The following is a 21,464-nucleotide window of genomic DNA, read 5'->3' as shown; positions in this document are numbered from 1 at the left end:
CCCATCCCCCCAACCTGAACCATCCCAGGCGACAATCCCCCAAATCCTATGATGCGACTGTCCGATACTGATTTGAGAATATCTGTTTTAGCTGTGACCCACCACAAGATGGAAGAACGAGAAAATTTTCCAGATTTTCAATCTGATGCCATTTTGCCCGATCGACAATGGAGCAACGCCCAACACCCAGAAATGGATAAATATCCCACAACTCCAGAAACAGACTCGAACAACGGTAACAGCCAACAACCCCCAACCATAACCCCGGAACCAACAGCAGAGCCAGCAGCAGAACTCCCCGAAACAGTTGCCGAAACTCCCGAAAAAGCAACAGGATTTCTGCCGGTTCTCAAAAACCGCAACTTTCTAGCATTGTGGAGTGGGCAAGTTTTCTCCCAACTAGCAGATAAAGTTTATCTCGTACTGACGATCGCCCTCGTAGCCAGCCGGTTTCAAGCGCCAGATCAAAGCATCAGCAGATGGGTATCAGCAATCATGATCGCCTTTACCATACCCGCAGTGCTGTTCGGTGCCGCCGCAGGCGTGTATGTAGATCGCTGGCCGAAAAAAGCCGTGCTCGTAGCCACAAACCTGCTGCGGGGAGGCTTCGTATTAGCATTACCCCTGCTGCTGTGGCTCTCAGACGGTTTTGAAATCGGTAAACTACCCCTGGGATTCTGCTTGCTGCTGCTAGTAACATTCCTAGTTTCGACCCTAACTCAATTTTTCGCCCCAGCAGAACAGTCAGTAATTCCCCTAATAGTGGAACGCCGCCACCTGCTATCGGCAAACTCCCTCTACACCACCACCATGATGGGTTCGGTGATTATTGGCTTCGCAGTCGGAGAACCCTTACTAGCTTTAGCCGACACCCTATTTACCAACATTGGCGGCGGACTCGGCATCGGCAAAGAATTAGTAGTAGGCGGCAGTTACGCCTTCGCTGGAGTGCTATTGTTGTCGATGAAAACAGGCGAAAAAAACGAAGTCGAACACGAACCGCCGCATCCCCTAGCAGATTTAAAAGACGGCCTGCGTTACATCAACGATCAACCGAAAGTCCGCAATGCTTTAATTCAACTAATTATTCTATTTTCAATTTTTGCAGCCTTGGCAGTTCTAGCGGTGCGGCTGGCAGAAATCCTGCCCGGTATGAGAGCCTCCCAATTTGGCTTTTTGCTGGCTGCCGTAGGCGTTGGGATGGCTATTGGGGCGACGACTGTCGGCTATCTCGGTCACAAATTTTCTCATTCCCAACTTAGTTTAATCGGATCAGTTGGCATGGCAGTGGCTCTGATGGGTCTTTCTGCATTTACACACCATTTGTGGATCTCGGTACTGTTCATTACCCTGTTGGGTTTGTTTGCCTCGTTGGTGGGAGTGCCGATGCAGACGACGATTCAAGCAGAAACCCCAGAAGAAATGCGGGGAAAAGTTTTCGGGCTGCAAAACAATGCCACTAATATCGCTTTGAGTTTACCATTAGCTTTGGCTGGAGTAGCTGAAACATTTCTGGGTTTGCCGACAGTATTTTTGGCTTTGGCAGGATTGGCGATCGCAGGTGGCGTCTTAACCTGGTATATTTCCCGTAACAGCAATACTAAAGTCGATCGACTCCAATAAAATAAGTAAATCCACCTAATTAAACGTAAGATACAGATGGCAATAAAGCTTGCTATATAAGCACTCTTCCTTCTTCCTTCTTCCTTCTTCCTTCTTCCTTCTGCTTAACAAACTCTGATTTACTTGAATGCACATCGCTTGGCTAGGAAAAAAATCACCTTTTTGCGGTAATGTCACTTACTCCAGGGAAGTCACCAACGCACTTTTAGACCGGGGATACCAGGTTAGTTTCCTGCACTTTGCCCAAGAAGCGGGCCCATTGGACAGGAATAATACGGCGTGGAGCATGGCAAATGGGAAATGGGGAACTGGAATTACTCCAACTTCATATACCAATTCGCTTTCGCCCGCGAGTTGCAACGAAGTTTCTTTACCTTGTCACTACAAATCGCAAATTTATACGATTCCGACTCTCAAATCCCGCACAGTGTTGATGAAGTCTTTGCGGCGACTGAAACCGGATGTTGTTCACGCTTCCCTGACGCTTTCGCCTCTGGACTTTCTGCTGCCGGAAATTTGTCAAGAATTGAATTTGCCTTTGGTGGCGACTTTTCACCCGCCGTTCGATCGCAAATTGCGGAATTTGACATCAGGAACTCAGCACCTGATGTATCAACTGTATGCTCCGTTTTTGGCTCACTACGACTCGACGATCGTCTTTTCTTACATTCAGCGGGATATTTTGGTGAAGTTGGGAGTACCGCAAGAACGGGTAGCCGTGATTCCCAACGGAGTAGACGCGATGAAGTATTCTCCTGGGCCTTCGGGGTTGAAGTCGGAGTTAAAGGCCGATCGACTTTTTGTATATCAAGGCCGCATTGCCCCGGAGAAAAATGTCGAGGCTTTGCTGAAAGCCTGGAAACAGTGCAATTTTGGCCCTGGTAACGTATTGGCGATCGTAGGTGACGGGCCCCTAGCCGCGTCGCTGCAACTGTCCTACGGCGAAGAGGAGGGCATTGTGTGGCTCGGATTTGTCGCCGAGGAGGAACGCCGGATCGAAATTCTGCGCGGTGCAGATGTATTTATTTTGCCTTCTTTGGTGGAGGGATTGTCGCTGTCGCTGCTGGAAGCGATGGCCTGCGGTTTAGCTTGTTTGGCAACGGATGCCGGTGCTGACGGTGAGGCTTTGGAGGAAGGCGCAGGGGTAGTTTTGAACACTCAGCGGGTGCGGAGTCAGTTGCAAACTTTACTGCCGCTATTTCGCGAACATCCTGAGTTGGGAATGCTGCTTGGTCAAAAAGCGCGCCAACGGGCGATCGAGCGGTACACTCTCAGTCAGAATATTACTGAGTTGGAAAAGCTGTATTCACAGATTTTGCAGAAGCAGCGCGTGCCACTTCGGGGCTTGGCATAACGAAGGAAGAAGGAAGAAGGAAGAAGGAAGAAGGGGGAAGGAAAGAGTAAGAGTGCCGTGTCTTCTTCGATATTGGTAGGGAAGCGGCAGTGCCGTTTCCTCTGCGATATTGGTATTACTCGTTTACTCGTTATGGATTCCCAGGCTCTCTCTGCTTGGGAACCAGTTAACGAGGACTAACATTAAACGCCAATTGCGATCGATAAAAACAAACATCAAACTCCATAAAGAAATTTACCTGTCCCAAAATCAACGGTACATTTTCAGATACAAAAAAAAATGTTCCACATTACTCATCTTCTTGGGATTTCGATTGCTTTAAAACTTCCAGCATCGTCTGTGCAGCATCAAACGCATCATAGGGAGACCAAACTTCACACACCGCACCAGATGCGATCGAATCCTGTTCCTGACTCTGCATACATCCCATCAGCATTTGCAAGGTTACTTCCTCTACAGAAATACCGCGCCACTCAGCAGACTGTAAGAGGTACTGCTCCAATTCAGGTGATAGATTCAGCGTCAAATTCATAAACTGCTTCTGTTTGTTGGTAATTGCTGCGTTAAAACCTTCAATCTTCAATCTAAAATGGTCTAACTTCCTGGGCGCAAATAGTCAAAAAGTCGTAGCGTAGCGGGGCGTAAGCCATCGCCCGAATCGGCCCGAATCAAAGCAACCACAACATCCGGCAAACTTCCCAAACTCGGATAAACAAAATAACGCGGTTCCCAGCGCGGCCCAAACTTATCTTTAAAACTGTGCAATCCCTTAAAATTATAAAACTTGCTCAAGTGATCCGAAAGATAAATCAAAACCTTTTCCAACCGCCCGGATTTACCCTCTTCTCCGACTCCCGCCAAAGCCGACAAACCCAAATCAAATTCTGCATAGCCCAATTCTTGACAGTGTTGCAACATCGAAGCAAACAAACACTCCATCGTCCCATTTTCTACCTCAGTGCGACGGCGCATCAAATCAACTCCAACCACTTCATTTGCCGCAGATATCATATTAGCAAAAGCACTAATTTTACCGTCGGGAGTGTGAATCGCTACGACGCGAGTTTCCCGCAAATATGCCTCATAAAACCAACCCACAGAAAACTGTTTTTCCGCGCCCTGAACCATTTGCAGCCACTCGTCGCTAACAGCTTTCATTTGCCGCATCAATTCCAAACTTAAAGGAGGTTCGTAAAATTCGACACGATAGCCTGCTTTTGTCAGTCGGTTGATCGCAGTTCTTAAGTTTTGATTTGCCTTGCCTTTGAGACTAAAGTTTTTGAGGTTTACAATCGCTTCTTCGCCAATTTGTACTACTCGAAAACCGAGAGTAGAATACATTTCTAAATCGTCGGGCAAAGTTTGATAAAATGCTGGATACCAATCGTTGCGATAGCAAAACTCTTGAAACCCCAGAATTGCCTCTTTGCGGTCTTCTGCTGGCCCGATGGGGTCTCCGAGGGCGATCGCACCTCTACCTTTGGACACGTAGGCGATCGTACTTTTTCCCGAAGGACTAAAATAATAAGATTTATCCTCAAGCAACGCCAGTCTCGCTAGCGTTGTCCGCCCGTATTCTGCTACAACTTGTTTAGCTTTATTCCGTTCCGAAATACTTGCCGAATCTCGCAGCAGCACCGGCCGCAGCAGCATGAAAAGTGCGTAACCAAGAGTTACAACACCCACAGCATAAATCGAATCTGCGAAAAAATTAGCAAACCGAGTTTTCGGAACCAAACCCGCATTGTCCGCCGTAAAAAACATGGCAAAAGTCTGGAATATAGCATCGTCCCAATCAAAATTAACTGCTCGTTCGTTAACTTCAAAACGCCCATCTAAAATGTAAAAACCAGCCGTACCGTAAGCGAGGGTAAACAGCAAAGCCCCCAGCAAAACTCGGATTCCTTGAGCAATTGAAGGGCGATCGGATTGAGCGGTAAATGTCTGCCGCATCACCAACAATTGAAACAGTAAAACCCCAGAAAGCAAAATTTCTTCAAGATCTAATCCCTTGACTAAATGAATTACAATAGAAACAATTAATAATCCCACAGTCAGCAACCAAGCAATCCGCTTTCGTCGCAACAAATTAGTTGCCAGAGTTAGCAGCATAAATCCGATCACGGCTGCAAAGAAATGCCCGCCCGCCCTCACCGGAAAAGGAAAAAATGGTTCTAGCCAATTTCGGCGATCTGGTAAAGTGGGAGTTACAGCAGACAGCAGGTTAATAAATCCTACCAATCCGGTTAAAAATGATGCAGTCCAGAGTCCAATCCTAGTTTTTTGGGTTAACACAGTTCACCTGTTTAATTTTTCTGTGCGGCCAGTGATATCTTAAACTGTTTTCCAACATAACTCAATGAATCGGCTAAATGCTTGTGCCAATAATTCCAACCGACATCGGGGCCGACAATCCCGTGTCCGCCAGGAAATTTTTTAAACTCGTTGGCAATACCCAAACTGTTTAATTGTTCGTGAAACTGTTGCGTAGAAGTCAGAAATTCCTTGTCTCCTTCCCCAGCATCCAAATAAGCCCGCAGTCGCTGTCTATCTTTTGTAGAAAGTTTCGGAACTAAATATTTAGGACTGTTAGCTTTGCCACTTTGATCGGTAAAATAACCGCTGTGGCTGAACAGAATATTAAAATTATTCAAGTAGCGCAAACCGATATTAAAAGCTCCCCAACCCCCCGAAGATTGTCCTCCCATTGCCCATAATTTGGGGTCTTCCAGCGTTCTGTAGCGCGATTTTACGATTTGAACCAACTCGGAGCCGATCGCACTTCCGACCTGACCATTGGGCCCATCAAAATACTGCGGGTCCCACAAAGGGCTCGTCCCCCGCTTGTCGTTCCCGTCAGGAGTAATGACAATTGACGGCGACAATCTTTTGCTTTTATATAAATCGTGGAGCACGGAAGTAACAGCAGCTTTGTCTTGATAAGCGCGCGCGTCTCCGTGCCCGCCGTGTAGCAAAAAAATCACTGGATAGCGCTGTTTGGGATTTTTTGCGTACCCTGGTGGTAAAATTAAGCCGTAGGTGCGCTCGGAATTCATAGCTGCACTTTTATATGTTTTGAGTTCAAATTTTATGTCGGCATCGGCGATGATTTTTGGAGGGTCTAATTGAGGTGCTCCGGCGATAAAAACGTACCAGTATCCAGTCGCACCTAATAGGAGGATTGTACCCGCACCGATACCTAAAACTTTGCTCAGCCACTTAGGCATAATGTTTGTTAGTTGACTGTTGACTGTTGACTGTTGACTGTTGACTGTTGACTGTTATGTGTTATTTGTTATTTGTTATTTGTTGTTTGTTAAATATAAAATCATTAATCCCCGATGCCCGATGCCCGATGCCCGATGCCCCATTCCCAAACAAAATGACTTATAAAAATCCCGCTCCTACAGTTGATATTATCATCGAATTGGTCGATCGCCCGCACCGACCGATCGTACTCATAGAACGTCGCCATATTCCCTACGGCTGGGCGATTCCCGGCGGCTTTGTCGATTACGGGGAATCGGTAGAAACGGCGGCCAAACGCGAAGCTTTAGAAGAAACGAGTTTGAATGTAGAATTAATTGAGCAATTTTACGTTTATTCTGACCCAAATCGCGACGCGCGCCAACATACTATCAGTATTGTATTCTTGGCTGCGGCAACGGGCGAACCCCAAGCTGCTGATGATGCTAAAAATTTACAAGTTTTTGAATCTTGGCAGATTCCAGGTGAATTGTGTTTCGATCACGATCGCATTTTACGCGATTATTGGCGTTACCGTCATTATGGATTGCGCCCGCGTTTGTAGGAGAAGGAAGAAGGAAGAAGGAAGAAGGAAGAGGGAAGAAGGAAGAGGGAAGAAGGAAGAGGGAAGAAGGAAGAAGGAAGATTATTATGTAAATTTTTAACCGCAGAATAACGCCGATTAACGCGGATGAATGCTAAATTATGTATAGTTGATCTGCGTGCACCTGCGTTTTCGTTGATCTAAATAAGTAAATCTACCAAGTTAAACGTAAAATACGGCTCGCGAAAAAGCTTACTGGGTATTTCTTCTTCCTTCTTCTTTCTTCCTTCTTCCTTCTTCCTTCTCAATAAATTTTATGGTAAATTTGACAATATTAGGCGGAGGTGCATGGGGTTTGGCACTGGCAAATCTGGGAGGCAAAAAGGGCGATCGGGTAAATTTGTGGTCGCGCCGCAGTTCTTTTAGTCTAGAATCGGTTATAACTGGCACGGATGTTGTAATTTCGGCAGTTTCGATGAAGGGAGTTGGCGAAACAGTCGATCGCCTGCTTGCCTTAAACCTAACTCCCAGTACAATTATAGTTACTGTCACCAAAGGTTTAGACCCCGCGACGACACGCACTCCATCTCAAATCTGGCAAAATGCCTTTCCTCACAATTCAATTGTCGTACTTTCCGGGCCCAATCTTTCCGAGGAAATTCAGCAAGGATTACCGGCTGCGACGGTAGCGGCGAGTTTAGATTTAGCCGCAGCCAAGCAAGTACAAACCATTTATAGTTCCGATATTTTTCGAGTTTATGTGAATCAAGATCCCCTGGGGACTGAGTTGGGTGGGACTTTGAAGAACGTTTTTGCGATCGCCGCTGGTGTTTGCGATGGTTTACAATTAGGAACTAATGCTAAATCTGCTTTGCTGACTCGCGCTTTGCCGGAAATGATTCGGGTAGGAGTTCGTTTGGGAGCTCGCGCCGAAACTTTTTATGGTTTGTCTGGTTTGGGAGATTTACTCGCGACTTGCAATAGTTCTTTGTCGCGCAATTATCGAGTTGGTTTCGGATTGGCGAAAGGCAAGTCTTTGGAGCAAATTTTGCAGGAATTACAGAGCACTGCTGAAGGAGTTAATACTACTAATGTGTTGATTGATTTGGCGAATCGGCGCGAGATTGAAGTCCCTGTTTCCCGTCAAGTTTATCGTTTGCTGAATGGTGATATTACTCCCGAACAAGCTGTTTTATCGCTGATGGAACGTGCTTTGAAACCGGAGATTTAAGAACATTGCAGGTGGCAATGAGCAAAAAGTTATCAACTGTGATATCGAGGGAAAATCGAGTACAACAAGCAAAAAAAAAACTCTTGCAAAAGTCTTTTTAATCAAATTTTGGAACGGGCAAGATGCCCATTCCTAGATATTTTTGTGGAACTGGCAAGATGCCCATTCCTAGATATTTTTGCAGATCTAAAATAATACACTTAAATTTTTGAAACAATGGTTAAAATACCCAATTGGTTAATCTATGCACTCATTTGTTCATTATTATACGGTTTTTGGGGATTTTTTGGCAAGTTAGCGACTAAATCTCTCGACTACAAAACAGCTTTTGTTTATGAAACAATCGGCGCTATTTTAACTACAGTATTCATTCTTGCTAACAGTAAAAACTTGAGTTTTGAGGGAAATATTACAGGAATCGTATTTGCTTTATTAATCGGTGTTTGCGGAACTGCGGCATCTGTGATTTTTCTGAAATCCATTGAAAGCGGGCCAGTTATCAGCGTAATCAGCATTACATCCCTGTACCCAGTCATTACCGTACTTCTATCATCTTTATTCCTGAAAGAAGCAATTACAATTCCGCAAATTATCGCTCTTGTGCTAGCCATAATTGCCGTTATACTTGCGTCTTATTGAAATATCTCTCCTTTGTGAATCTATCGTGGAGGCAGAAACCGGGTTTTTGCGAAAAATATTGCATCAAAGCGTTGAATCATGGAAAAAACCCGGTTTCTTTGATATCTTGTATCTTGCCTTTCTGCATTATCTGATTTTTACTTGGCGCCGTAATAAAAGGCAACTTCTTTGTCTTTTAGCGGTGCAAAGTCGGCAGCAATTAACATTGGATCTAGTTCTGCTTGAGGCAGATGTTTTACACCAATTCGGACAATGCGCGATCGCATGGTGTTCGATACGCCACTGCGCTGTCTCCCGGCTTCTAATCCCATTACTTGCTCGTACAGGTCTAATTTTGCTTTCGGAATCGGAGTGCCGTCAAAATCGATTCCTGAGGCGATCGCAACATCGATCGCATCTGCACCGGTTGTAGATGCAGGCGCTGAGTTTGTTTCTGAAGACATTGTGCTGTGCTGTCAAAGTTTGCTTTAGGAGCATTTTATCAGTATGGTGTCTAGTTTGCACCACTTCTTCCCCGTAGAATGCTAAAAATACCATACATAGAGTCAAAGCATTATTAATATTGCTTATATTTTATATAATATATCGTTATGCTTTCACTATTGCAACTAATTACCAAAAAAGCTCTACAATGATTGGAAAATTATTGCCATAAATTATCAAATAGTTGTGGTTAAGTAGGAGAGCGATTAATGAAGGTCAAGTCAAAAGTTATAGCAAGCGCGAGCGTGGGATTATTACTGCTAGCTGGTTTGACAGCGAATGCAGTTGGAATCGGGCAAAAGGCGATCACCCAAACAACACCAAAGGGCGATCGAGATTTAAGAGCACAAGCTGCTATAACTCGCATTAGAATCGTATTTGCCAACCGCAGAGATGCTACAGACTTGCAAAATAAAGCCAATCGAGTAGCGCAAATACTATCCAAAGAAATCGGAATGCCCGTAGAAGCCGTCATCGGCGACGAAACCGCCGCTGTAGAAGCTTTGAGGGCCGACAGGGCAGATGTAGCATTTGTAGCAGGGCGCGCGGCATTAAAAGCAGAACAATTGGCGAAAGCGCGGATGTATTTAGCAGAAGTTCGCAGCGATTATTCCGGCGGAAATACCTACGATTCCGTGTTTGTGGTGCGCCAAGATAGTCCTTTGCGCGCGAAAGGTTCAGCAAAGCAAACTCTCGAACAATTGAAAGGTAAAAAAATGGCTTTCACTTCTCGAACTTCCGGTTCGGGATTCATTTTTCCAATCTCAGAATTGGTAGGTCAAGGATTAGTTTCAGGGCCGGATAGATTGGAAAGTTTCTTCGGAAATGTCACCTATGGCGACGGCTACAGCAGCGCTTTGCAATCTGTTTTAAGAGGTCAAGCAGATGTCGGAGTTGTCTCCGAATACGCTTTGTTGCCACCTTGGATTACAGCGGAAGAAGGCAAGAAATTGCGAGTTTTGCAACAAGTTCCCGGAGTTCCCGCCCACGGAATTGTGATTGACGATCGCATTCCTGCACCAATGCGCGAAAAACTGATCAATGCTTTCATGAAAATGAACGAACCTGCAAATAATCAATTGTTCCGCAGCTTGTACAATTCCCAGAAATTAGTAAAAGTCGATCATACGCGCCATTTAGCAACTTTGCGGCAAGCTTTGCAGCGCGCTAAATTAGAGCCTTAATTTTATTAGGTCTATTGTTGACTGTTGACTGTTGACTGTTGACTGTTGACTGATCACCTCATTACCTCATTACCTCGCTCTGCCTGGGAATGGAGATAATGAGGCTCTGCCTCTGTACAAAATTTGCCTTCAAATCGCAATTTAGTTATCGCTAATTTATCAATAAATATCGATCATGACTATCGAATGTTGTAATTTAGAAACAGCTTATTCCAAATCACTAAATCGCCCCATTCTCAACGGCATTGATTGCAAAATCAAACAGGGCGAATTTGTGGCGCTACTGGGTTTGAACGGTGCGGGAAAATCCACCCTATTGCGCTCCTTCGTCGGCTTAGTCCCTGTTAAAACCGGAGAGATTCGGATTAATGATATTGTGATGAATACGCGCACGATCGCCCGAATTCGTCGGGATATCGGCTTAATTTTTCAAGGCGGCGGGTTAGTAAAACAGTCACCTGCGATCGACAATGTGCTATGTGGTTGCTTGGGAGGATTGAATACTTGGGAGACTTTGTGGGGTTTTCCGAAGCAAAAGCGCGATCGAGCATTTGACCTACTAGCAGACTTCGGACTCCAAGACCTAGCATACCAAAAAACCGGACTACTCAGCGGCGGACAACAGCAAAAAGTCGCCATCGCCCGCGCCTTAATCCAATCACCGCAGATTTTACTCGCCGACGAGCCCACCACCGGATTAGACGTAATCGCCGCCCAGCAAGTAATGGAAATCCTCGCCCAACTGCACCGAGAACAAGGCATGACCATAGTTGTAGTATTGCACGATTTGGGAATGGCCAGCACCTATCCCGAAAGGGCGATCGTCCTAGATGCCGGTCAAATAGTCTATGATGGCAAATGCCACAACCTCTCCGACAAATTCAGCAAATTAACCAATCCCAAAATACCAGCCTAAACCGCTCTCTTCTCAACTCTTCCTCTGTGCCCTCTGCGCCCTCTGCGGTTAAAAAAAAATCTTAAAATAAATGCCAATGACCGAAAAAAACTCAAGTAACTTATCAAAAACCTATAGTTGGATCAAAAATCTCGGTATCATCGCAGGTTTAATTGTACTTTACGGTTGGGCGCTACGGGGACTAGAAATTGATGCCACAACTTTGGTAAGTAGCTGGCCTTACATGACTGATTTTCTTTCGCGCTTGTGGCCGCCGAATCTAGAAATTATTGATGTAGCAATTAAGGCTTTAATCGAAACAGTTCAGATGTCGCTATGGGGAACCACAATCGGGGCGATTCTTTCCATACCAATTGCTATTTGCAGCTCCCATAATATAGCACCAAAGTGGTTGCAATGGTTAGCTAATTTATTGCAAAATGCCGTGCGATCAGTTCCTTCAATTGTGCTGGGGTTGCTGTTTGTATCGGCGACTGGTTTGGGTGCGCCGGCTGGTACTTTGGCCCTGGGAATTTATACTATAGGTTATCTAGCTAAATTTTATCAGGAGGCGATCGAGTCTGTGGAAGCGCGATCGATCGAATCGTTGCAAGTTGCGGGCGCATCTTGGCTGCAAGTAGCGCAATACGGCATTTTTCCGCAGGTGTTGCCGCTAGCGTTGGGTTACACGCTGTGGATGTTTGAGTATAATATTCGGGCGGCTTCGGTGTTGGGAGTGGTGGGCGCTGGGGGAATTGGCTTTGAATTGGTGAATTACATCAGGTCTTTTGAGTACAATAAGGCTACTACTATGATGTTGGTGTTGTTGGTTGTCGTTACGGTAATAGATATTATTAGCAGCAATTGGCGGCAGCGGTTGGAAACGAAGTAAGCATGGATTGAGAAAAAAATGTAGAATCTACGCTTAATATCGCATCCGGTAGATTGCCATATCTAAAATTGGTTCGTAGTGCGGACTTTAGTCCGTTCCCGGATTGCGGACTAAACTCCGCACTACGAACGAACCGTTTTTATTATCGTAATCGATCGCACAATCTATAAATTATTTAACATAATACAAAAATAAGGACACAGCAATGCTGTGTCCTTATTTTATTGGGACAAAGCATTGCTTTGTCCCCACACATACCGCCGATATCCAGATCGGAATTCTTGCCCTTTAGAACAAGACCAATTCAGAATTACCAGAAACTCCCAAATCGACATTGACAGTAGCAAACAAACTGTTGCCACCAACCGTAGAACCGTTGCTATCGTAGTACAGCTTAGTAGTATTAGCCACACTATCGAAGAGAGCAATAATCGACGGTGCAGTCAACGATGACTCGATCGCACTTACAGTAGCAACCGTGCTGCTATACCGGTAGAAATTCGCACCCAAAGGCCCCGATCCCAACCCGGCAAAAGCAATCTTGTCAATGTTCATGACATCATCAACAATGCTGTAATCGGTAATGATATCCCCGCCACCAGCAGTAGTTCCGGTGAACACAAACACATCAGCACCAAGCCCGCCGCTGAGAACATTCGTTCCCAAACCGCCGATTAAAGTATCATTCCCGTCACCGCCGTTGATAGTATCGTTACCCACGCCGCCGAAGATGCTGTCATTACCAGCGCCGCCGGAGATGCTGTCATTACCAGCGCCACCGTTGAAAATATCGGAACCAGATCCACCATTCAAGATATCGGAGAACTCTGTGCCGGTAACGTTATTCGCGGTTGAATTGCCGGTAAACAAGACAGGAGTGGTAAAGTTGTAACCGCCCACACCTGAACCAAAGTCGTAAACTCCGGTTGTCGGGAAAGTACCCGGATTAGCAGTTAAATCAACAATGCTACCTGAGTTGGTAGAAGTACCAGTTGGAGAATTTGCGATCGAACCAGTAAACAAGAAGTCTGCTGTGCCCAAAGTCCCCGCAGCCGTACCCAGATTCGCAACAGTTGTGAAACCGCCTGCTGCTGTACCATTCGAGTCAAACACCAACACCGTTTCGCTCGCAGTATTCGTAAATACGAAGAAACCAGGAGTTGTAGAACCACCCACAGCCTTAGCTTGAGCCGCTTCCACCGTCGAATAATTTCCGCCCGTGAAAATCACCAACTGTTTACCAGTAATATCAGGAGCTGAACCGCTCACACTGGCAAAATTAGTAGTAGTGAAATTGCCGAAAGCATTCGCAGTAAACTGCAATTTGTCAACCCCAAAAGCAAAGTCAGTAATCGTATCACCGCCTTCGCCGGGAGCGTTGTAAACAAAGATATCTGCACCAGCACCGCCAGTTAGAATATCTGAACCGCTGCCGCCTGTGAGGATGTCAGCAAATTCAGTACCAGTGACGTTATTAGCAGTCGCATCTCCTGTAAACAACACAGGTGCGCTGAAGTTGTAACCGCCAGCACCAGAACCCAAATTAATGCTTCCAGTCGGATAGGTATTTCCAGCAGCAGTTAAATCAACAATGCTACCTGAGTTGGTAGAAGTACCAGTCGGAGCAGAACCAGTCGCACCAGTAAACAAGAAGTCTGCTGTGCCCAAAGTCCCCGCAGCCGTACCCAGATTCGCAACAGTTGTGAAACCGCCTGCTGCTGTACCATTCGAGTCAAACACCAACACCGTTTCGCTCGCAGTATTCGTAAATACGAAGAAACCAGGAGTTGTAGAACCACCCACAGCCTTAGCTTGAGCCGCTTCCACCGTCGAATAATTTCCGCCCGTGAAAATCACCAACTGTTTACCAGTAATATCAGGAGCTGAACCGCTCACACTGGCAAAATTAGTAGTAGTGAAATTGCCGAAAGCATTCGCAGTAAACTGCAATTTGTCAACCCCAAAAGCAAAGTCAGTAATCGTATCACCGCCTTCGCCGGGAGCCTTGTAAGCAAAGATATCTGCACCGGAACCGCCAGTCAGAATATCTGAACCGCTGCCGCCTGTGAGGATGTCAGCAAATTCAGTACCAGTGACGTTATTATCAGCCGCATCTCCGGTAAATAAGACAGGAGTGCTGAAGTTGTAACCGCCAGCACCAGAACCCAAATTAATGTTTCCAGTCGGATAGGTATTTCCAGCAGCAGTTAAATCAACAATGCTACCTGAATTGGTAGAAGTACCAGTCGGAGCAGAACCAGTCGCACCAGTAAACAAGAAGTCTGCTGTGCCCAAAGTCCCCGCAGCCGTACCCAGATTCGCAACAATTGTCGAACCACCTGGAAGCGTACCATTCGAGTCAAACACCAACACCGTTTCGTTCGCAGCATTGTTATATGCGAAGAAACCAGGAGTTGTTGAACTGCCCAAAGCCTTAGCTTGCGCGGCTTCGAGACTGGCATAGGTTCCGCCAGTGAAAATTACTAACTCTTTGCCGGTAATGTCAGGAGTTGAACCGCTAACACCGTCAAAGTTAGTAGTAGTCAAATTGCCGAATTCGCTCGATACAAACTGGAATTTATCTGTTCCAGATTTGAAGTCGGTAATTTTATCGTCGCCTTCTTTAGTTGTCGTGTAAACAAAGAGATTGGCGCCAGTGCCACCACTCAAAACATCAGCACCGAGACCGCCGGTGATGGTATCGCTGCCGTCACCGCCCTTGATGGTATCGTTAAAGTTGCTGCCGACAATGTTGTCATCGCCTGCTTTAGCATCAAAATTAACTCCGACGGGATAAGTACCGAAGTTAAAAGTATCCGGGCCGTCAGTACCGACAGGAACATTTAGCGATGGGCCACTGAAGACAAAGTTCTTGATTTGCAGGCTAATTTTGATCGAGAAACTAGCGATAACTTCAAAGCGCACTCCAACAGCAAATACGAGCACGGAACGGCCAGTATCAGCATCTGTAAACTGACAGAAAGTAGGCGCATCGCTGTTGCCACCCAAAGCAGCAAACCGCGCTTGCAAAGTGGCGATGCTGGTAACGGTGATATCAGTGCTGAAGTCGAGTAAGTTAGCGCTGCCGATCGCCCCAACAGCAGAAGTAGCAGTAATCGCCACTCGAGTCAAGCTGGCAACGCTGAGATTACCAAAAGCTGCCGCCGACAAATCTAAAACATCGTCATCGACATTAAAGTCAGTAATTAAGTCAGCTTCTGCAACTGTTTTAATCTTTTCGCGGGAAGTGCGATAAATAAAGCGATCCTTCCCAGCACCCCCAATTAGAGTATTGGTTCCTTCGCCGCCGTCGATCTCACTATCGCCATCGCCGCCTTTAATTTTGTCATTGCCAATACCGCCGATGAGTTTGTTTTTGCCTTTACCACCTTCGATATCGTCATCGTCATCGCCGCCGTCGATATCATTCTCGCCATCACCGCCTTTAATTTTGTCCTTGCCTTTGCCTCCTTTAATTTTGTTTGTCTTGTTACCGCCTTTAATGTCATCGTCACCGTCGCCGCCTTTGATGTCGTTATCCAGCGTCACCGAACCGACAATAACTTGAGGAGCTGTACTGCCAGTAAAATCAAAGGTAGTTTGCTCGACTTTCAAGTTAAAACGCTGACCGGTGATAATCTTTGTGCCTTGGCTAAATTCAAAACCAAAACTAATGTCAGCCTTACCCGTAAAACCAGATACTGCTTGGAAAGTTAACAAACCGGCGTTAATGTCTGCTTGAGTGAAGGTAACACCGATTGCTGTTACCGCTACTCCCTTAAAGAATAGTTGCCCGGTTTTAGCATCAGGCAGTTCCGTTAGCTTGAAGACAGTGCCACTAGGGCCTGCCGGGCCATCGACAACCTTCAACAAGTCAGAAGTAATAGTAGTTTGGCTGCCACCGGAACCGACAGTCAGGGGATTAGCTACCACTGACAGAGGGGTTGGAGTTGGAGTTGTAATTGGAGCTGAAACTACAGGTAGAGCTGGAGTTGGAGTTGTAGTTGGAGCGGTAACTCCCAAAAAGTCGCCAGCTTTGATAATCGTGGCGTTGATATTCAACAATATCGTCAGCACAAAGTTATTGCTGCCTCGAATTTCGGTATTGAGGCCGACTTGTACAAAGGACAAGCTGCTAAAATTCAAGTCGCCAGACAACAGAAACTTGTCACTACCTGCTGTGTAGTCAGTGATGACTGAACTACCGGGAGCGGTCATGTTACTCATGACAAAAACGTCATTTCCAGCACCGCCGGTACAGGTATGGTTGCCAGTACCGCCAACGATCGTATCGTTGCCAGCATTACCCATCAGCGTATCGTTGCCAGATCCGCCACCGACAACGCTGTCGTCGCCCTCGCCGCCGTCTGCCATGTCATTACCGTCGCCAGTAACGAGGGTATCGTTGCCGACACCGCCCATCAAGGTGTCGTCGCCGGTGCCAGCGACAACGCTGTCGTCGCCGTCGCCACCATCACAAACGTCATTGCCGGCACCGCCCATCAAGGTGTCGTTGCCTGTGTCGCCCATCACGCTGTCGTCGCCTTCGCCGCCATCGCAAGCGTCATTGCCGGCACCGCCCATTAAGGTGTCGTTGCCGGTGTCGCCCATCACGCTGTCGTCGCCTTCGCCGCCATCGCAAGCGTCATTGCCGGCACCGCCCATTAAGGTGTCGTTGCCGGTGTCGCCCATCACGCTGTCGTCGCCGTCGTCGCCGTCGCAAACGTCGCTGCCGGCACCGCCCATCACGGTGTCGTTATCTTTGCCGCCGTTAACGGTGTCGTTGCCTTCGCCGCCACTAACGTTGTCTTCGCCCCGATCGCCCCTGACGATATCGTTGCCTTCGCCGCCTTCGCACTTGTCGTTGCCTTTGCCGCCGTAGACGGTATCAGTGCCGCTGCCACCGTCAACGTCATCATTGCCCTCGTTGCCGTGCACCCAGTCATTGCCGTCATCGCCTTTGCAGGTATCGTTGCCACTGCCGCCAGAAAGAGTGTCGTTGTCTTTGCCGCCGTAGATGGTATCGTTGCCTTCGCCACCGTTAACGGTGTCGTCGCCGCGATCGCCTTTTATTTCGTCATCGCCATCGCCGCCCGCGCAATCGTCGTCGTCTTTGCCTCCATAGAGTTTATTTTTGCCACTCTTTCCTTTGAGTTTGTCTTTGCCTTTTTTGCCGTAGAGCGACTGGTTAGCGCCGGTGGCGACAATTATGTCATCATCATCCGTGCCTTCGATCGTCTTGCCATCAGTGTCGCTGTCATCTTTTTTGTCATTTTTGCCGCCCACACCTTCTTCGGGTACGCTGCTCAATTCAGCAATTTTGCTATCATCAGTAACTTTGGGGGATGCGTCGTTAGGCGGATTCGGAACTTGGCCGTTAGTGCTGCCCCTGTTTTGGCCGATCGCATCATCAACTAACTTGGCTAACTCGCTATTGGAATCGAGCGCGCTGGAGTTGCGAAAATCTGCTAGTCGAGCGAGTTCGCTGGCAGAAAACACGAGTTTTGGCTGCTCATCATCCACGGGCGGTACAAACAAACTGGTTGCTTTTAGGTCAGAAATTTGTGTTTCATCTCGATCGGGAAAAAGTGTTCCCGATACATTGATTTCTTCTTTCATCTTTGATATTTCCAAAAAAGGGCTGAGTTTCTTAGAGTCAGTTTATCAGCAAGGATGAGGCAGTAGAAGCAGAAAATTTTAATTTCATACTTTCGCCTGCTATAGCTGATTTCCCACGTTTCTACTTGTAGATGCTATTTAAACTGCAAGGGGTTATTTCCATCAGTTGCGAGTTTTCTCTTCTGCAATGGTGCACCAAAAATAATTGATCCGCCACATACACCGTAATTGCTGCGCGGAAACGCAGATCACTTTTGATGTTCTCCGTAATTTCTACAGTAACCTGCACCGAAGTGCGCCGAATTGTAGATTTTCTACGTAATTTCTACAGTGAATTAGCAGAATTTAAACTCGCAACTCACAACTCCCACATAACTACCCAAAACCTTTATTATCAAAATTTTACCCTTGCTTTTCCTGCGATCGAGCCTGGTTGCATTAACTTTTCGTAACACTCCCAGCTCTGGCAAATCCTTCCCTGACTTAGGATTTGCATCTCTTTTGCCACTGACTAAACGCTCCTAATTTTAGTTCCCGATGATTAATAAAAAATTTAGATATTTGGCCCAGACAAATATTTGTTTTAATTTTCTGTCGTACAAGTTGATCTCGATTCGAGCCAGCCTCGCGAACCGATAAAATATTATATTTTCAGAATAAAAATACTAATTACGCCCAAAAACATCTATCTCAAGAAAGATTGTAAAAATCCGACAACACAGTAGAAAACACGGGATTTATACCATTTTATATTTGGAATTTGAGATTTGAGATAATAAATTTGAGATTTGAGATTTGACATGAGTAATAACCGATTTTGTATAGTCTTGAAGCTTGCCTACAGTTCCATTACGTTTTAAAACTGGCATTATTTTGGGTTAAAGTTACAAGATCGATCGGCATTTTGATCGCGAATGACCCCTGGCGGGCATCACAAAGCCGGTTTATTTGTAGGTTTATAGTTGCCTTTCCCAATATTTCTACGATAAAGAGGCTGGATGAGGCTGAACCGTCTAGATGATCAAAATGCTGGTTGCTGGAGAGTCTGGGAATATTTGATAGCAGTTGTATTCTGAAAACTTCTTGGATACTTGACTTGATTTTTCCTGCTTAACTTTAACTAGATTAAGACAGTTAAATTAAAAATATCTATAACATAGAAGCGGTAAATTAGCAATAATCGATGAGGAATCCTCGATGGTCGCTCTATCGATTAGCGATCGCCACTCAGGGCTGATGGATGAGGGGAAGGGCTTATGGATGAGGACTCGCCGGCTGACCAATTAATTAATTGACACAAAATCAAGATTTTAGATGGGGGGGTTGATGGTAGAGGATAAGCGGTTAAGACACAGCGACAGATCGCCACCGCCAAAAAAATACTCAAATTTACCTCTGATATTGCCCTGAAAGTGGTGGGCGATAGCTGAAGTAATTTTAATAAGAACTAGAGATCCGCCTGGTAAAGTGCCTCCAATTTAACTTTACTGAGCAATGACAAACTCAAGTTCCCGACGAAGGTAAAGGGGTCTGCGGTAGAGGTGCAAAATGTTCAAAATAGAAAGATTGGAGAAAATTCGGCTTTCACCGAGCCATAGGGCAATCAAAACTAATAAACTGTTATTAAAGTACAACTTTTATAGCCTCAAAGTGTTTGAAGAAATATATTTGAACCCAGCGATCGCCCGATCGGGGGAAGCGCATTCAGAAACTTTGATTGAAAGAGTAAAAATCAGTTTGCCGATCGCGATTGCTAGCTGCAAAAACGCAGGCATATTCAAAATTGAGGCGGGAGGGCGCTAAATCAGTGAGCCAGGAATTTCAACTCTCAGTCACCCCAGTTGGCGACGACGAATATCTAGTGCGGACAGAAAAGGTTGCACCCGGTGTACCCTTAGCAGAACAACAAGTCCGCTGGCCGATCGACCAATGGCTGGCACTTTCTGCTCAACTGATGAATGACCCGATGGTGGGCGTATTCCAAGGAGTCGGTGCCGGTCGCGGACTTGGGCGATCCACAAAAAACTCAGCGCCGAATTTAGTAGCCCTGGGGCAACAATTATATAGCGGGCTGTTTCAAGGAAACTTGCGCGATAGCTGGACTTGCGCTCAAGGCATCGCCCAGCACCGCCGAGAAGTGCTGCAACTGCGCCTCGGACTCAAAGGCAGGCACTTACCGCGGCTGCCGTGGGAAGTTCTGCACGCGGACGATCGCCCTTTGGCAACCGGCACCGATGTCGTATTTTCCCGCTACCAACCAGGTACAAGTTTGTTCAAACAAACCCGGATGGTACCTAGCAGCGGCCCACTAAAAATTTTAGTGGCGATCGCCTCTCCGAGCGATCAAGACAGCTTGCAGCTCAAACGAGAAGTGCTCCACCTGCAACAAGAACTGCAAAACCGCAGCGCTAATCCCCTCAAAAACAGCCCCCATTCCCCGGAAATTCAACTGACTATTCTCGAACAGCCCGATCGAGAACAGCTTACCCAAGCCCTAGAACAAGGACACTACCAAGTCTTGCACTACGCAGGCCACAGCAACTTAGGTTCTAGGGGCGGCGAACTCTACCTAGTCAGCAGTCGCACCGGGTTAACCGAAACCTTGAGTGGCGACGACTTAGCCGGATTGCTCGTCAACAACGGCATTCAGATGGCCGTGTTCAATTCCTGCCGCGGGGCCTACGGCGACCCCTCAGACATCGGGGACGACAGCCCGGAACGCAATTTAACCGCAGCTTTAGTCAAGCGGGGCATTCCAGCAGTGCTAGCAATGGCAGAAAGCATTCCCGACGATGTAGCCCTAACTCTGACGCGACTGTTTTACCGCAACCTGAATCAAGGCTATCCAGTCGATCTCAGCCTGAGTCGGGCCAGGGCGGGACTAATTTCTGCCTACGGTTCTCATCAGTTATACTGGGCTTTGCCGATTCTTTACCAGCACCCGGACTTTGACGGCTATCTGACCGGCGCGCCATCCGGATCTGCGGTGCAAAATTTAATCTTACCGGGAACGCCGACGGCGGGAGCAGGTACAGAATGGAAGGCGCCATCTGCGCTCTCGACGATCGCCCCATACCCGCCAATCGCAGCCAATCAACCGCAGGAGTCAGATACTGATGATGGCGAAGTCTGGGAATATTTTCCCGACCAATTAAAAGATCGCAAGGATTGGGTTCACCAGAACGATCGATCTTCTGCTGCTAATTCACCGAACTCTATTCCTAATCCTGAGTCTGCGGCGATCAAAGCAACTCGCGCCACTGCACCGACTCAGAAATCTTTAAAACAATGGGGATTGCAAAAAGGTCTGGTAGTGATGCTTTGCTTGTTGCCCGTTGCTTTGAGTGCTGGCTTGTTTGGGTGGCGGCACTGGAATCAACGAGGCACGAAACCGGAAGAGTTACTGCCGGCGGTACGGACTCCCCTATCGCAAAATTACTTGCAAGAACGCCACTAAAACCGATCGCCATCCTGAGTTTGAACCTGCTTGCTGGGGATCGAAATTAACTGCGGTGATCTTTGGTAATTCGCGATCGGCTGCTGCTCGATCGCATCTGGGACTTACCATCATTTCGACCAAAACTCGCTGCCGGGAATGGCTGCTAATTTGTGTTGCATCAAATATTTAAGCTGTACTGCATTTAATTCGGTCTTTTTCCATTCGCCTGTGGAAATAACTTGATACTCCCCATGCCTAAAGGCGAGGGGATTCTTGAAGAGTCCAAATACGAACCTTCAAAGGCGAAATCAAAGC

At 46.7% G+C, this 21,464-nt stretch carries 19 protein-coding genes; 12 read left to right on the top strand and 7 right to left on the bottom strand.

All coding sequences use genetic code 11. The features are described from left to right. The first annotated feature begins 48 nt into the window (after positions 1–48). Both QUB52_RS11545 and QUB52_RS11540 read left to right on the top strand, forming a co-directional pair. On the top strand, positions 49–1,623 hold the full coding sequence (locus tag QUB52_RS11545) for an MFS transporter (protein ID WP_265237833.1): 1,575 nt from the start codon (positions 49–51) through the stop codon (positions 1,621–1,623). A 127-nt stretch (positions 1,624–1,750) separates the two neighbouring features. Beyond that, positions 1,751–2,977 (top strand): glycosyltransferase family 4 protein, encoded by a 1,227-nt coding sequence (locus QUB52_RS11540; protein WP_265237835.1) that lies wholly within the window; start codon positions 1,751–1,753, stop codon positions 2,975–2,977. A 289-nt stretch (positions 2,978–3,266) separates the two neighbouring features. Here the strand turns inward: QUB52_RS11540 and QUB52_RS11535 are convergent, their stop codons facing one another. From QUB52_RS11535 to QUB52_RS11525, 3 genes are read right to left on the bottom strand one after another with little or no spacing between them, the layout of a single operon-like run. Then, a complete protein-coding gene (locus QUB52_RS11535) occupies positions 3,267–3,560 on the bottom strand; it encodes a hypothetical protein (RefSeq protein WP_332973260.1) in 294 nt (97 codons plus the stop codon). Positions 3,561–3,571: 11 nt separating this feature from the next. Beyond that, positions 3,572–5,272 carry a phosphatidylglycerol lysyltransferase domain-containing protein gene (locus QUB52_RS11530; RefSeq protein WP_332973259.1) on the bottom strand — a complete coding sequence of 567 codons (1,701 nt, stop codon included), beginning with the start codon at positions 5,270–5,272 and terminating at the stop codon, positions 3,572–3,574. An 11-nt stretch (positions 5,273–5,283) separates the two neighbouring features. Then, positions 5,284–6,204 (bottom strand): alpha/beta hydrolase, encoded by a 921-nt coding sequence (locus tag QUB52_RS11525; RefSeq protein WP_332973258.1) that lies wholly within the window; start codon positions 6,202–6,204, stop codon positions 5,284–5,286. A gap of 155 nt (positions 6,205–6,359) precedes the next feature. On the opposite strand from QUB52_RS11525, the gene QUB52_RS11520 reads away from it, so the two are divergent. Next, positions 6,360–6,788 carry an NUDIX hydrolase gene (locus QUB52_RS11520; protein ID WP_332973257.1) on the top strand — a complete coding sequence of 143 codons (429 nt, stop codon included), beginning with the start codon at positions 6,360–6,362 and terminating at the stop codon, positions 6,786–6,788. After that, positions 6,766–6,888 (top strand): hypothetical protein, encoded by a 123-nt coding sequence (locus QUB52_RS11515; RefSeq protein WP_332973256.1) that lies wholly within the window; start codon positions 6,766–6,768, stop codon positions 6,886–6,888. Before QUB52_RS11520 ends, QUB52_RS11515 begins: the two co-directional genes overlap by 23 nt. Positions 6,889–7,019: 131 nt before the next feature. On the opposite strand, the gene QUB52_RS11510 is transcribed toward QUB52_RS11515, so the two are convergent. Then, positions 7,020–7,217, bottom strand: coding sequence for a hypothetical protein (locus tag QUB52_RS11510; protein WP_332976181.1), 198 nt, complete (start codon positions 7,215–7,217; stop codon positions 7,020–7,022). Between QUB52_RS11510 and QUB52_RS11505 the strand changes: the two genes are divergently transcribed. After that, positions 7,123–7,998 (top strand): NAD(P)H-dependent glycerol-3-phosphate dehydrogenase, encoded by an 876-nt coding sequence (locus tag QUB52_RS11505; protein WP_332976179.1) that lies wholly within the window; start codon positions 7,123–7,125, stop codon positions 7,996–7,998. The two genes, QUB52_RS11510 and QUB52_RS11505, sit on opposite strands and share 95 nt — an antisense overlap. A 216-nt stretch (positions 7,999–8,214) precedes the next feature. Next, entirely contained in the window at positions 8,215–8,637 is a 423-nt protein-coding gene (locus QUB52_RS11500; RefSeq protein ID WP_265237847.1) for an EamA family transporter, read from the top strand. 137 nt (positions 8,638–8,774) lie between these two features. On the opposite strand, the gene QUB52_RS11495 is transcribed toward QUB52_RS11500, so the two are convergent. Further along, the gene (locus QUB52_RS11495; protein WP_265237849.1) at positions 8,775–9,080 is read right to left on the bottom strand and encodes a small RNA NsiR4-regulated ssr1528 family protein; all 306 of its coding nucleotides are present in this window, start codon (positions 9,078–9,080) and stop codon (positions 8,775–8,777) included. A gap of 249 nt (positions 9,081–9,329) precedes the next feature. Here QUB52_RS11495 and QUB52_RS11490 point away from each other — a divergent pair, with 249 nt between their 5' ends. The 3 genes from QUB52_RS11490 to phnE all read left to right on the top strand — a co-directional run bounded on the left by QUB52_RS11490 (position 9,330) and on the right by phnE (position 12,091). Further along, positions 9,330–10,304 carry a phosphate/phosphite/phosphonate ABC transporter substrate-binding protein gene (locus tag QUB52_RS11490; RefSeq protein WP_332973255.1) on the top strand — a complete coding sequence of 325 codons (975 nt, stop codon included), beginning with the start codon at positions 9,330–9,332 and terminating at the stop codon, positions 10,302–10,304. 175 nt (positions 10,305–10,479) lie between these two features. After that, positions 10,480–11,220, top strand: coding sequence for a phosphonate ABC transporter ATP-binding protein (locus QUB52_RS11485; protein WP_332973254.1), 741 nt, complete (start codon positions 10,480–10,482; stop codon positions 11,218–11,220). Between the two features lie 76 nt (positions 11,221–11,296). Next, a complete protein-coding gene (phnE, locus tag QUB52_RS11480) occupies positions 11,297–12,091 on the top strand; it encodes a phosphonate ABC transporter, permease protein PhnE (RefSeq protein WP_332973253.1) in 795 nt (264 codons plus the stop codon). 288 nt (positions 12,092–12,379) lie between these two features. Here phnE and QUB52_RS11475 read toward each other — a convergent pair whose 3' ends face one another. Next, the gene (locus QUB52_RS11475) at positions 12,380–17,710 is read right to left on the bottom strand and encodes a beta strand repeat-containing protein (RefSeq protein ID WP_332976178.1); all 5,331 of its coding nucleotides are present in this window, start codon (positions 17,708–17,710) and stop codon (positions 12,380–12,382) included. Between the two features lie 257 nt (positions 17,711–17,967). Between QUB52_RS11475 and QUB52_RS11470 the strand changes: the two genes are divergently transcribed. The 3 genes from QUB52_RS11470 (at position 17,968) to QUB52_RS11460 (ending at position 21,167) form a co-directional block, all read left to right on the top strand. Beyond that, positions 17,968–18,162: a hypothetical protein gene (locus QUB52_RS11470; RefSeq protein ID WP_332968361.1), complete on the top strand. Its 195-nt coding sequence runs from the start codon at positions 17,968–17,970 to the stop codon at positions 18,160–18,162. 1,096 nt (positions 18,163–19,258) lie between these two features. Further along, positions 19,259–19,513, top strand: a complete 255-nt coding sequence (locus QUB52_RS11465) for a hypothetical protein (RefSeq protein WP_265237856.1) — start codon at positions 19,259–19,261, stop codon at positions 19,511–19,513. 4 nt (positions 19,514–19,517) lie between these two features. Beyond that, positions 19,518–21,167 carry a CHAT domain-containing protein gene (locus tag QUB52_RS11460; RefSeq protein WP_265237858.1) on the top strand — a complete coding sequence of 550 codons (1,650 nt, stop codon included), beginning with the start codon at positions 19,518–19,520 and terminating at the stop codon, positions 21,165–21,167. Here QUB52_RS11460 and QUB52_RS11455 read toward each other — a convergent pair. Next, entirely contained in the window at positions 21,135–21,281 is a 147-nt protein-coding gene (locus QUB52_RS11455; protein ID WP_265237859.1) for a hypothetical protein, read from the bottom strand. The two genes, QUB52_RS11460 and QUB52_RS11455, sit on opposite strands and share 33 nt — an antisense overlap. Positions 21,282–21,464 lie beyond the last annotated feature (183 nt).

The sequence above is a fragment of the Microcoleus sp. A6-C6 genome (assembly GCF_036705955.1).
In the GTDB taxonomy this organism is placed as follows: domain Bacteria; phylum Cyanobacteriota; class Cyanobacteriia; order Cyanobacteriales; family Microcoleaceae; genus Microcoleus.
The sequence above is the reverse complement of the archived record's forward strand: the minus strand, read 5'-3'. Positions and strand labels throughout refer to the sequence as shown.

Excerpts from the sequence above, each read along its gene's own strand:
- phnE (WP_332973253.1), top strand. The coding sequence starts at position 11,297 with ATGACCGAAAAAAACTCAAGTAACTTATCAAAAACCTATAGTTGGATC.
- QUB52_RS11455 (WP_265237859.1), bottom strand. The coding sequence starts at position 21,281 with ATGATGGTAAGTCCCAGATGCGATCGAGCAGCAGCCGATCGCGAATTA.
- QUB52_RS11515 (WP_332973256.1), top strand. The coding sequence starts at position 6,766 with ATGGATTGCGCCCGCGTTTGTAGGAGAAGGAAGAAGGAAGAAGGAAGA.
- QUB52_RS11465 (WP_265237856.1), top strand. The coding sequence starts at position 19,259 with ATGTTCAAAATAGAAAGATTGGAGAAAATTCGGCTTTCACCGAGCCAT.
- QUB52_RS11490 (WP_332973255.1), top strand. The coding sequence starts at position 9,330 with ATGAAGGTCAAGTCAAAAGTTATAGCAAGCGCGAGCGTGGGATTATTA.
- QUB52_RS11545 (WP_265237833.1), top strand. The coding sequence starts at position 49 with ATGATGCGACTGTCCGATACTGATTTGAGAATATCTGTTTTAGCTGTG.
- QUB52_RS11495 (WP_265237849.1), bottom strand. The coding sequence starts at position 9,080 with ATGTCTTCAGAAACAAACTCAGCGCCTGCATCTACAACCGGTGCAGAT.
- QUB52_RS11470 (WP_332968361.1), top strand. The coding sequence starts at position 17,968 with ATGTTCTCCGTAATTTCTACAGTAACCTGCACCGAAGTGCGCCGAATT.
- QUB52_RS11540 (WP_265237835.1), top strand. The coding sequence starts at position 1,751 with ATGCACATCGCTTGGCTAGGAAAAAAATCACCTTTTTGCGGTAATGTC.
- QUB52_RS11525 (WP_332973258.1), bottom strand. The coding sequence starts at position 6,204 with ATGCCTAAGTGGCTGAGCAAAGTTTTAGGTATCGGTGCGGGTACAATC.
- QUB52_RS11485 (WP_332973254.1), top strand. The coding sequence starts at position 10,480 with ATGACTATCGAATGTTGTAATTTAGAAACAGCTTATTCCAAATCACTA.
- QUB52_RS11500 (WP_265237847.1), top strand. The coding sequence starts at position 8,215 with ATGGTTAAAATACCCAATTGGTTAATCTATGCACTCATTTGTTCATTA.
- QUB52_RS11520 (WP_332973257.1), top strand. The coding sequence starts at position 6,360 with ATGACTTATAAAAATCCCGCTCCTACAGTTGATATTATCATCGAATTG.
- QUB52_RS11475 (WP_332976178.1), bottom strand. The coding sequence starts at position 17,710 with ATGAAAGAAGAAATCAATGTATCGGGAACACTTTTTCCCGATCGAGAT.